This window comes from Pseudomonas sp. GZD-209, assembly GCF_049310485.1.
GTDB lineage: Bacteria > Pseudomonadota > Gammaproteobacteria > Pseudomonadales > Pseudomonadaceae > Aquipseudomonas > Aquipseudomonas sichuanensis.
The window spans coordinates 1-10,394 of sequence record NZ_JBMOWQ010000263.1; the positions used below are offsets into that span (position 1 = coordinate 1).

The 10,394-nt window shown below is 63.1% G+C and carries 11 protein-coding genes and 1 tRNA gene; 2 read left to right on the plus strand and 10 right to left on the minus strand.

Annotation, left to right across the window (positions count from 1 at the left end; all coding sequences use genetic code 11):
- Window positions 1–238 precede the first annotated feature (238 nt).
- Window positions 239–859, plus strand: a complete 621-nt coding sequence (gene ycaC / locus ACO6VM_RS25480; RefSeq protein ID WP_125860386.1) for an isochorismate family cysteine hydrolase YcaC — start codon at window positions 239–241, stop codon at window positions 857–859.
- A gap of 25 nt (window positions 860–884) precedes the next feature.
- Here the strand turns inward: ycaC and ACO6VM_RS25485 are convergent, their stop codons facing one another.
- The 10 genes from ACO6VM_RS25485 to ACO6VM_RS25530 all read right to left on the minus strand — a co-directional run bounded on the left by ACO6VM_RS25485 (window position 885) and on the right by ACO6VM_RS25530 (window position 9,635).
- A complete protein-coding gene (locus ACO6VM_RS25485; RefSeq protein ID WP_401060954.1) occupies window positions 885–2,045 on the minus strand; it encodes an MFS transporter in 1,161 nt (386 codons plus the stop codon).
- Window positions 2,046–2,338: 293 nt separating this feature from the next.
- Window positions 2,339–2,635, minus strand: coding sequence for a cupin domain-containing protein (locus ACO6VM_RS25490; protein ID WP_125860382.1), 297 nt, complete (start codon window positions 2,633–2,635; stop codon window positions 2,339–2,341).
- Between the two features lie 200 nt (window positions 2,636–2,835).
- On the minus strand, window positions 2,836–3,936 hold the full coding sequence (ychF, locus tag ACO6VM_RS25495; protein WP_153788462.1) for a redox-regulated ATPase YchF: 1,101 nt from the start codon (window positions 3,934–3,936) through the stop codon (window positions 2,836–2,838).
- A 23-nt stretch (window positions 3,937–3,959) separates the two neighbouring features.
- Window positions 3,960–4,544: an aminoacyl-tRNA hydrolase gene (gene pth, locus ACO6VM_RS25500; protein WP_110995623.1), complete on the minus strand. Its 585-nt coding sequence runs from the start codon at window positions 4,542–4,544 to the stop codon at window positions 3,960–3,962.
- A gap of 81 nt (window positions 4,545–4,625) precedes the next feature.
- On the minus strand, window positions 4,626–5,219 hold the full coding sequence (locus tag ACO6VM_RS25505; RefSeq protein ID WP_401060951.1) for a 50S ribosomal protein L25/general stress protein Ctc: 594 nt from the start codon (window positions 5,217–5,219) through the stop codon (window positions 4,626–4,628).
- A 120-nt stretch (window positions 5,220–5,339) separates the two neighbouring features.
- Window positions 5,340–6,281: a ribose-phosphate pyrophosphokinase gene (locus ACO6VM_RS25510; RefSeq protein WP_099773531.1), complete on the minus strand. Its 942-nt coding sequence runs from the start codon at window positions 6,279–6,281 to the stop codon at window positions 5,340–5,342.
- Window positions 6,282–6,328: 47 nt separating this feature from the next.
- Window positions 6,329–6,403: transfer RNA gene (locus ACO6VM_RS25515), tRNA-Gln, on the minus strand.
- A 20-nt stretch (window positions 6,404–6,423) separates the two neighbouring features.
- Entirely contained in the window at window positions 6,424–7,284 is an 861-nt protein-coding gene (ispE, locus tag ACO6VM_RS25520) for a 4-(cytidine 5'-diphospho)-2-C-methyl-D-erythritol kinase (RefSeq protein WP_401060950.1), read from the minus strand.
- Window positions 7,285–7,290: 6 nt separating this feature from the next.
- Entirely contained in the window at window positions 7,291–7,908 is a 618-nt protein-coding gene (lolB, locus tag ACO6VM_RS25525; RefSeq protein ID WP_258643227.1) for a lipoprotein insertase outer membrane protein LolB, read from the minus strand.
- Window positions 7,909–7,910: 2 nt separating this feature from the next.
- Complete coding sequence (locus tag ACO6VM_RS25530; RefSeq protein WP_401060948.1) at window positions 7,911–9,635, minus strand: tetratricopeptide repeat protein; 1,725 nt, start codon at window positions 9,633–9,635, stop codon at window positions 7,911–7,913.
- 620 nt (window positions 9,636–10,255) lie between these two features.
- Between ACO6VM_RS25530 and tssD the strand changes: the two genes are divergently transcribed.
- Window positions 10,256–10,394: type VI secretion system tube protein TssD (gene tssD / locus ACO6VM_RS25535; protein ID WP_422403997.1), on the plus strand; the 139-nt coding region annotated here is incomplete at its 3' end.

Sequence of the window (10,394 nt, forward strand, 5' to 3'; positions counted from 1 at the left end):
TCGCACTTGGTGCCTCTCCTCCCCCTCCCCCCGCCCCCCCCCTCCCCCCCCCCCCCCCCCCCCCCCCCCCCCCCACGCGTTCAGGTAAACCAGTTAGTTAGCGTATGTCGCTACCCGTGCAAACAGCGCAGTCAGGACTCTGAAGCAATCAGATGCCCTGGGCCGACTGACGGTCGGCCTTGTGCCTGTTGATTGCCTACGCTGGAAACTCCCTACCTGCAAAGCAAGGAGTTCAGCCATGGCGTTCCAATACAAGCGACTGGACAAGAACAACGCTGCCGTCCTGCTGGTCGACCATCAAGCCGGGTTGCTGTCGCTGGTACGCGACATTGACCCCGACCGGTTCAAGAACAACGTGCTGGCGCTGGCGGACCTGGCCAAGTACTTCAAGCTGCCGACCATCCTCACCACCAGCTTCGAGACCGGCCCCAACGGCCCGCTGGTGCCCGAGCTCAAGGCGCAATTCCCCGATGCGCCGTACATCGCTCGCCCCGGCAACATCAATGCCTGGGACAACGAAGACTTCGTCAAGGCGGTGAAGGCCACCGGCAAGAAGCAACTGCTCATCGCCGGGGTGGTGACCGAAGTCTGCGTGGCCTTCCCGGCCCTCTCGGCGCTGGAGGAGGGCTTCGAGGTGTTCGTGGTCACCGATGCCTCCGGCACCTTCAACGAGCTGACCCGCGATTCGGCCTGGCGGCGCATGGAGGCTGCCGGCGCGCAGCTGATGACCTGGTTCGGCGTGGCCTGCGAACTGCACCGTGACTGGCGCAACGACATCGAAGGGCTGGGGACGTTGTTCTCCAACCACATCCCCGACTACCGCAACCTGATGACCAGCTACGACAAGCTGGCCAAGTAAACCCCTCGACTGGCGCCGTGAGTGATCACTGCGCCATTTTCAACGCGCCAGCCCGTGGCATGGCCGACCAGATCGCCAGCCCCGCCGCCAGTGTCGTCAACAGTGCCCCGGCCCAGGGTGTGGCGGCCAGCGTCGAGCCGCTTATCACCACGCCGCCGATGGCCGACCCCAACCCGACGCCCAGGTGCATGGCCGACATGTTCAGGCTCATACCCGCCGGGAAGGTATCTTCCCCACGCTTGGCCAGATAGCTCTGTACCACCGGCGAGGTGGTCCAGCTCAGCCCGCCCCAGAGCATCATCGCCGGCAGGAACAGCCACGGCGTACTCGCGCTCAGCGGCAGCAGCAACAGGCTGGCGAGGTACAGCAAGGGCGCCAGCAGGATGGCCTTGGCCACACCCAGGCGATCGGCCATCCAGCCGCCGATGTAACCGCCCGAGACACCGGCGATGCCGAATGCCGCGAACACTGCCGCCAGCCATTGGCTCGGCACTTGGGCGACCTGCTGGGCGTAGGGCGCCAGGTAGGCGAACACGGTGAAGTGCCCGGCGATCATCAACAGCGACACCCCCTGCGCGGCCGTCAGGCGGCTGTCGCGCACGTGGCGCAGGTAGCTGGCCAGGGCGATGCGTTCGTCGCTCTGCAACGTCGGCAGCCCGCGCCAGGCCATCAGCAGCACCACCACCGCCAGGCCGCTCAGGCCAACGAACACGCCGCGCCAGCCCAGGGCGTCGGACAACAGCATGCCGGCCGGCACGCCCAGGATCAGCGAGCTGCAGATACCCATGAAGATCACCCCGATGGCGCGCCCGCGCAGGGCTTCGGGGGCCATGCGCGTGGCCATCAGGGTGCAGGTGAGACAGGTCAACGCGCTGGTCGCGGCCATGCCGATGCGGGCGATCAGCAGCGCGGTGTAACCGGGCGCCGATGCCGCCAGCAGGTTGCACAGGGCGAACAGCGCCAGGGTGGCGCACAGCAGGCCACGCAACGGCAAGCGTGTGGTCAGCAGGGGAGAGAAGGGCGCGGCGAGGGCGAAGCTCAGGGAGAAGACGGTTGTCAGTTGCCCGGCCACACCGAGCGGAACGTCCAGGCCATCGGCCAGTGCCGGCAGGATGCCGACGGTGATGTTTTCGGCCATGCCGGTGACGAAAGTCGCCAGGGCCAGCAGCCAGATACGCGGGTTCATGTGTTGCCTCCGATAAACAGGCCGGCCAAGGTCCGGACCCATTAGTCCCGACGGTTGACCAGCAGTGGTCAGGTCCATCGGGTTTCGAGGCAGTGCTTCGGTTATCCCGGTTCAAGCAGGGGAGGAGTGTAGACGGTTGTGCTGCGGGGGTGAAGTCAGCGAACGACAGCAATGCCTATCGCCGGCAAGCCGGCTCCCACCTTGACCGCGCCGACTTCAAGGCTTGCGCATACCCTGTGGGAGCTGGCTTGCCAGCGATGGGGACAGTGCAGTTAGCCTGGCGGGCGGCTTGTCTATTTAAGCTCGGTCTCGATGAACACCACTTCATGCTCGCTGGCATTGATCACGTTGTGCTCGACGCCGGCCTTGCGGAAGTAGCTCTGGCCCGCCACCAGCGGGGCGCGTTTCTCGCCCTCTGGCGTTTCCAGCAGCAAGGTGCCGTCGGTCATCGGCACCACCACGTAGTCGTGGCCGTGCAGATGGCGGCCGGTCTCGGCGCCGGGGGCGAAACGCCATTCGGTGACGATGACTTCGTCGGTGTCCACCTGCACGGTGGGCACGGCCTGGGGGCGTTGAATTGTTTGCGTCATGGGAGCATGCCTGGTCACGGAAAGGTGACTAGCCTGGGACAGTCCCTCGCGGTGTTAAATGCAACTCTGCTGGCAGTCAGTTGCGTAGACACTCAACTTTTCCCTGCCCAAAAGCATCGCGGGGCAAGCCCGCTCCCACGAGTCCAGTGCAGACTGCGTGGGAGCGGGCTTGCCCCGCGATGGAGGACGTCGAGCTGTGCTTAGACGTTGAAGCGGAAGTGCATCACGTCGCCATCCTTGACGATGTAATCCTTGCCTTCCAGGCGCCACTTGCCGGCTTCCTTGGCACCGCCTTCACCCTTGAACTGGATGAAGTCGTCGTAGGCCACCACTTCGGCGCGGATGAAGCCTTTTTCGAAGTCGGTGTGGATCACGCCGGCGGCCTGTGGCGCGGTGGCGCCGACGCGTACGGTCCAGGCACGTACTTCCTGCACGCCGGCAGTGAAGTAGGTTTGCAGGTTCAGCAGCTCGTAACCGGCGCGGATCACGCGGTTCAGGCCAGGCTCTTCCAGGCCCAGGGCCTCGAGGAACATGTCTTTCTCTTCGCCGTCGTCCAGCTCGGCGATTTCGGCTTCGATCTTGTTGCACACCGGCACCACGACCGCGCCTTCTTCCTCGGCGATGGCCTTGACCACGTCCAGGTGCGGGTTGTTGTCGAAGCCGTCTTCGGCCACGTTGGCGATGTACATCACCGGCTTGCTGGTCAGCAGGTGGAAGCCACGGATGACGGCTTTCTCGTCGTCAGCCATGTTCTTCATCAGGCTGCGTGCCGGCTTGCCTTCGGTGAAGTGCGGGATCAGCTTCTCCAGGATCGCCTTCTGCGCCAGGGCGTCCTTGTCGCCGCCCTTGGCGTTGCGCGCGACCTTCTGCAGTTGCTTCTCGCAGCTGTCGAGGTCGGCGAAGATCAGTTCGAGGTCGATGATCTCGATGTCGCGCTTGGGGTCGACGCTGTTGGAAACGTGGATCACGTTCTCGTCTTCGAAGCAGCGCACCACGTGGGCGATGGCATCGGTCTCGCGGATGTTGGCGAGGAACTTGTTGCCCAGGCCTTCACCTTTCGAGGCACCGGCCACCAGGCCGGCGATGTCGACGAACTCCATGGTGGTCGGCAGGATGCGGTTTGGCTTGACGATCTCGGCCAGCGCATTCAGGCGCGCGTCGGGCATCGGCACGATGCCGCTGTTCGGCTCGATGGTGCAGAAGGGGAAGTTCTCTGCCGCAATACCGGACTTGGTCAGGGCGTTGAACAGGGTGGACTTGCCGACGTTGGGCAGGCCGACGATGCCGCAATTGAAACCCATGGGTATTCCCCTTACTAGAGTTGTCAGGCCTTCTGGCTGTGCAGCTCGCGCATCGCCTTGGCGAAGTCGCCAGCGAGCACGTCCGGCAGCACGCCGAGGGCATAATCGATGCTGGCGTCGAGCTTCTCCTGTTCGGCGCGCGGTGCGCGGCCCAGGACGAAGTTGGAGACCAGCTTGGCGTCGCCCGGGTGGCCAATGCCAAGCCGCAGGCGGTGAAAATCGTTCTGGTTGCCGAGCTGCGCGATGATGTCGCGCAGGCCGTTGTGCCCACCGTGGCCGCCACCGCGCTTGAGCTTGGCGACGCCGGGAGGCAGGTCGAGTTCGTCGTGTGCCACCAGAATGGCCTCCGGCTTGATCCGGAAGAAATTGGCCAAGGCCGCCACGGACTGGCCGCTACGGTTCATGTAGGTGGTGGGGATCAGCAAACGAACGTCGTTGCCCTGATGGCTGAATTTAGCCGTCAGGCCGAAATATTTGCGGTCAGCGGTCAAGGAGACACGCTGGGCGCTGGCTACGCGTTCAACGAAAAGAGCCCCTGCGTTATGCCGGGTCTGTTCGTATTCGGGGCCGGGGTTACCCAGGCCAACGATCAACTGGATGGCGGTCACGTCAGGGGCTCTTCCTTGGAGTTGGTGGGTTACAGGGCGCGGCGCGCACTGTAACCCGGTCAACACCGGCGCGCGAGTGGATTACTCGGCAGCGCCTTCTGCTTCTGGAGCAACGCGTGGAGCGTGAACGTTGGCAACAGCTTTGTCATCACCGTGGGCCAGAGCGACGAACTCTACGCCTTTCGGAGCTTTCAGGTCCGACAGGTGGATGATGGCGCCGATTTCAGCGTTGGCCAGGTCGACTTCGATGAACTCAGGCAGGTCTTTGGCTTCGCAGGAAACTTCGATCTCGGAAACAACGTGCGAGATCTCGCCGCCTTTCTTGATCGGGGCTTCTTCGCCGACGAAGTGAACTGGAACCTTGGCGGTCAGCTTCTGGCCAGCAACGACGCGAACGAAGTCGGCGTGCATGATGAAGCCTTTGGCTGGGTGACGCTGCATGGCCTTGACCACGACGTTTTGCTTGGCGCCGTCGACGTTCAGTTCGATAACGTGGCTGAAGGCAGCTTCGTTTTCGAACAGCTTGGCGATTTCCTTGGCCACGATGGTCAGGGATTGGGCTTCTTTATCGCCACCGTAAACAACGGCAGGGATGTTCAGCGTGTGACGCAGGCGGCGGCTCGCACCTTTCCCCAGGTCAGTACGCGCTTGGGCGTTCAGGATGAAGTCAGTCATTTTGTTTCTCCAAAATAGCCTCCCGCAAGGCGTTTGCGACCAGCGCCAGACGGGGATGGCAAAAAAGCCCCGCCCCAACACAGGTTGGGGCGGGGCGCTTCACATCAACACGTGTCCCGCTTAGCGGAACATCGCGCTGATCGATTCTTCATTGCTGATGCGGCGTACCGCTTCAGCTACTACCGGTGCGATATCCAGCTGGCGGATACGGTCACAGGCTTGAGCAGCGGCGGACAGCGGGATGGTGTTGGTCACCACCAGTTCGTCCAGTACCGACTTCTCGATGTTCTCGATCGCGCGGCCCGACAGGACAGGGTGCGTGCAGTAGGCGTAAACCTTGGCAGCGCCGTGTTCTTTCAGGGCCTTGGCCGCGTGGCACAGGGTGCCGGCGGTGTCGACCATGTCGTCTACCAGGATGCAAGTGCGCCCTTCGACGTCGCCGATGATGTGCATAACCTCGGAGTGGTTAGCCTTCTCGCGGCGTTTGTCGATGATCCCGAGATCAACACCCAGGGACTTGGCGACGGCACGAGCACGTACCACACCACCGATGTCCGGGGAGACGATCATCAGGTTCTCGAAACGCTGGTCTTCGATGTCGTCGACCAGTACGGGCGAGCCGTAGATGTTGTCGACGGGGATATCGAAGAAACCCTGGATCTGGTCAGCGTGCAGGTCGACGGTGAGTACACGGTCGATACCCACGACAGTGAGCATGTCAGCGACGACTTTGGCGCTGATGGCTACACGTGCCGAACGCGGACGGCGGTCCTGGCGGGCGTATCCGAAGTAAGGAATCACGGCGGTGATTCGGGATGCTGAGGAGCGGCGGAAGGCATCGGCCATCACTACCAGTTCCATCAGGTTATCGTTGGTCGGGGCACAGGTCGGCTGAATAATGAAGACGTCTTTACCGCGGACATTTTCATTGATCTCAGTGCTGATCTCGCCGTCGGAGAATTTACCGACAGAGACGTCACCGAGAGGGATATGCAGCTGACGTACGACACGCCGAGCCAGATCGGGGTTAGCGTTCCCCGTAAAGACCATCATCTTGGACACGCGCAGTACCTGAAGGCTGAGGGTATACCTGGATGAGTATAGGAAAATGGCAGGGGCGGCTGGATTCGAACCAACGCATGGCAGGATCAAAACCTGCTGCCTTACCGCTTGGCGACGCCCCTGTATCTGTTGCTGCGAGCTCTTATGAACTCGACTTCTTGAGCAGACTTTGCAGCTTGCGATGCAACATCGAAACATTGCTTCCTTTCGCCACAAACCCTGTTTGGGTCGCTGAAAGAAGGGCCAGAACTTTATCAGCTTCGGCTTTGCTTGGGAAGGCCCCAAACACACAACTTCCAGTGCCGGTCATTCGAGCTTCCGTATATTTACCCAATGAAATCAGCGCGTTGCGAACTTCAGGATAACGTTGCTCTACTACCGGTTGGCAGTCATTTCGACTGTTTCCCTCGGGAACGGGGCGCATCTTAAGGGGGAGGGAATCACGTGTCAACTCTGGATGCGAAAAAATTTCCGCTGTGCTGACAGACACTTGCGGCACCAGTACGACGTACCAGGGTTCGCTGGGGTCGACCGGGGTCAGTTGTTCGCCGACGCCCTGGGCGAACGCGGCGTGGCCACGGACGAACACCGGTACGTCGGCCCCCAGGCTCAGGCCCAGGGTGGCCAGGCGATCTTCATCCCAGTCCAGTTGCCACAGGTGGGCCAGCGCCAGCAGGGTGGTCGCGGCGTCCGAGCTGCCGCCGCCAATGCCGCCGCCCATGGGCAATACCTTGTGCAGCCAGATGTCTGCGCCCAGCGCGGTGCCCGATTGCTGTTGCAACTGACGCGCCGCGCGAACGATCAGGTTGCTGTCGTGGGGCACGCCCTCGATTTCGGTCTGCAGGCGGATCTGGCCGTCGTCGCGCAGGGCGAAGCTCAACTCGTCGGCGTGATCGAGGAACTGGAACACGGTTTCCAGCTCGTGGTAGCCGTCTGCGCGGCGGCCGGTGATGTGCAGCCACAGGTTGAGCTTGGCCGGGGCGGGGAGGGTGAGCTTTTCCATCAAATGTCAGTGCCCCAGCTGGCGCGGTTGCCAGTCCTTGACCACCAGGGTCACGTCGATGTTCTCACCGTGCAGCTTCAGGCGCTCGGGCAGCCAGTAGCCGTTCTGTTCGGTGTAGCTGAGGTACTGCACCTGCCAGCCGTCCTGCTTGAGGCTGGCCAGGCGGCTGTCGCCGTCGAGGGTGAGCTGGCTCTTGCTGTCCGGGGCGGGCAGGCCGCGCACCCACCACACCAGGTGCGATACCGGCAGGCGCCAGCCAAGCTGTTCTTCCAGCAGGGCTTCGGGGTTATCGGCCTGGTAACGGCCCTGGTTGGCCACTTCAAGCACCACGCCACCGGGGCGCCCGGTCAGGCGCGCGGCGCCGCGGCCGAGCGGGCCGGCCAGGCGGATGTCGTAGTAGTCCTGGCGTTGCAGCCAAAACAGCGTGCCGCTGCCGGAGTCACGCGGGGCGCGGATGCCGACCTTGCCGTTGATCTGCCAGCCATCGAGGCTGGCCAGCTGCTGCTTGTGCTCACGCCACAGTTGCGGGCTGCCCTGGCCTTGTACGGCCTCTTTGCTGCCGAAACCGGCGCAGCCGGCGAGCAGGGCGATGAGCGAGAAGGTGATGCAATGACGCAGAAACATGTTTACAGGCTCTCGGATCCGGTCAGGCGCAGGAGGGTCTTGCGCAGGATGGGGCTGTCGGGCTGTGCTTCGAAGCCCTTGGCCCAGAACTGTTTGGCCTCGCGGCGCTTGCCGTTGGCCCACAGCACTTCGCCCAGGTGGGCGGCCACTTCATGGTCGGGGAAGCGCTCGTAGGCCTGGCGCAGCAGGCGCTCGGCTTCGTCGAGCTTGCCCATGCGGTAGTTGACCCAGCCCAGGCTGTCGAGCACCGCCGGGTCGTCCGGGGTGAGCTGGTGGGCCTTGTCGATCAGCGCCTTGGCTTCGCCGTAGCGGGTGGTGCGATCCGCCAGGGTGTAGCCCAGCGCGTTGAGCGCCATGGCGTTTTCCGGCTCGCGGGCGATGATGGCGCGCAGGTCTTTTTCCATCTGCGTCAGGTCGTCGCGCTTCTCGGCGAGCATGGCGCGGGTGTAGAGCAGGTTGAGGTCGTCGGGGTAGCGCTTGATCGCCTGCTGCAGCACTTGGTCGGCCTGGGCCTCCTTGCCGTTGTTGCCCAGGCTCTCGGCCTCGATCAGGTACAGCTGGATGGCGTAGTCGGGCTGCGCTTCACGGGCCTCGGCGAGCAGGCGCGAGGCTTCGGCGCTGCGGCCGTTGGCAATGAGGATGTCGGCCTGGCGCAGTTGCGCCGGCAGGTAGTCATTGCCGGCACCCACCAGGGCGTACTCGCGCAGGGCGGCGGCGGGCAGGCCGCGCTCTTCGCGCAGGCGGCCGAGGTTGAAGTGGGCGGCGTCGACGTTGGCGTCACGCTCGACCATTTCCTGCAGATAGCCTTCGGCCTCGTCCCAGTGCTTGGTTTCCAGGCAGACCAACGCCAGCGAATAGCGGATCTCGTCGTCTTCGGGGTATTGCTGCAGCAGGCTTTCGAACTCGGCCTTGGCATCGTCGATGCGGTCCTGCTCGACCAGGGTGCGCGCGTAGGTAAGGCGCAGGCGCTTGTCTTCCGGGTTGTCGCGGATCGCCCCGCGCAGCAGCGGCAGTGCTTCCGGGCCGCGGTCCAGCGCCTGCAGCAGGCGGGCACGCAGCAGCACCGGGGCGATCTCGCCGTTCTGCGGCGGGTGGCTTTCGAGCAGCTCCAGGGCCTGTTCGGGCTTGTTGTCCTGGTTCAGCAGCAAGGCCTTGCCGAACACCAGCTGGCTGTTGTCGGGGTACTTCACCAGCAGGCGGTCGAAGCTCTGCATCAGGCCGTCGCGGGTGCTCTGGTCGGTCTCGGCGGCCGACAGGGCGAGGAAATCGAAGTGGGTGTCGCCCTGGCCCTGCAGCACCTTTTCCATATAGGTCATGGAATCGTCGTAGCGCCCGGCACGGGCCAGCTGGATGGCGGCGGCGCGCTGGGCGTCGAGGTTCTGCGGGTCGTTACGGGCCCAGATCAGCGCGGTGTCCAGGGCCGGTTCGTCGGCGCCGAGGTATTCGGCGATGCGGTAGGCGCGTTCGGAAATGCCAGGGTCCTGGGTTTTCTCGGCCTGGTCGACGTAGTTTTTCAGGGCGATGTCGAAGCGGTTGCGCTGGCCGGCCAGCTCCGCCACCAGCAGGCTGTAGACAGTCTCCTGCTTGAACGATCCGTACACCACGGGCTTTTCCGCGCTCTTGCCGGCATCGGCGGCGGGTGTCTGGCCGCCCGACGTGTTCGGGGCCAGGCTCTGGCAGCCTTGGAGCAGGGCGAGGGTAAGCAGCAATGCGTAGGATTTGTTCATAGAGGGCTTTGGTGGCTAACCGGCGGTCGGAGCATGATGACACAAGCGCAGTGGCAAACCCACCTGCGAAGCGTTCGGATAGCTGCGACCTTCGCGGGGCGTCACAGGTTCCGTAGCGGTGTGCCCCCCAGAGGGTTGTAGCGCGGCGCAGCGCCTGTTGCCAGCCTCTGCGGCGTTTATCCGGCCCTGCTGTTTGTAGGTTTTTTGCAGCCTCGTTGTCAGAACAATCCTTCCTTTTGACTGAGAAGCGTCTGACTCCCTCCTCTAGTACCGCTTCGGTATCGTTTCTCCCTCTGCGATTCGGCAGATTTGACCTCAGGTTCAACTGCGCAAGAAGTTGCGCACTTGGTCAGTCAAAAAATGCCCTCTGAAGCGCTACAGCCCTTACGGCACGGGCTCTTCAGCCAACTGCGCAACTTTTTGCCAGCACTGCGCAAGAAGTTGCGCAACTTTTGAATGTCGATCGCTGAAAAACCCATCCAAACGAATGACATTGTCATTTAAGTCATTGATTTATATAGATAAAAATTCACTGGCGCAGATTTTGTATGGATGCGCATCCCCCGTTCGGCAACTTTCTGCCACCGGGCGACTTTCTCAACGCATGGAGAGCAACACGCATGGCAACTCCCGCCTACATGTCCGTCACTGGCGAAAAACAAGGCCTGATCACCGCTGGCGCGTTCACCGCCGACTCGGTGGGCAACACCTACCAGGAAGGCCACGAAGACCAGGTGATGGTCCAGGGCTTCGAGCACG

Coding starts and splice junctions, on each gene's coding strand:
- lolB (WP_258643227.1), bottom strand. CDS start 7,908: ATGTTTCTGCGTCATTGCATCACCTTCTCGCTCATCGCCCTGCTCGCC.
- ACO6VM_RS25530 (WP_401060948.1), bottom strand. CDS start 9,635: ATGAACAAATCCTACGCATTGCTGCTTACCCTCGCCCTGCTCCAAGGC.
- ychF (WP_153788462.1), bottom strand. CDS start 3,936: ATGGGTTTCAATTGCGGCATCGTCGGCCTGCCCAACGTCGGCAAGTCC.
- ycaC (WP_125860386.1), top strand. CDS start 239: ATGGCGTTCCAATACAAGCGACTGGACAAGAACAACGCTGCCGTCCTG.
- ACO6VM_RS25505 (WP_401060951.1), bottom strand. CDS start 5,219: ATGACTGACTTCATCCTGAACGCCCAAGCGCGTACTGACCTGGGGAAA.
- ispE (WP_401060950.1), bottom strand. CDS start 7,284: ATGGAAAAGCTCACCCTCCCCGCCCCGGCCAAGCTCAACCTGTGGCTG.
- ACO6VM_RS25485 (WP_401060954.1), bottom strand. CDS start 2,045: ATGAACCCGCGTATCTGGCTGCTGGCCCTGGCGACTTTCGTCACCGGC.
- ACO6VM_RS25490 (WP_125860382.1), bottom strand. CDS start 2,635: ATGACGCAAACAATTCAACGCCCCCAGGCCGTGCCCACCGTGCAGGTG.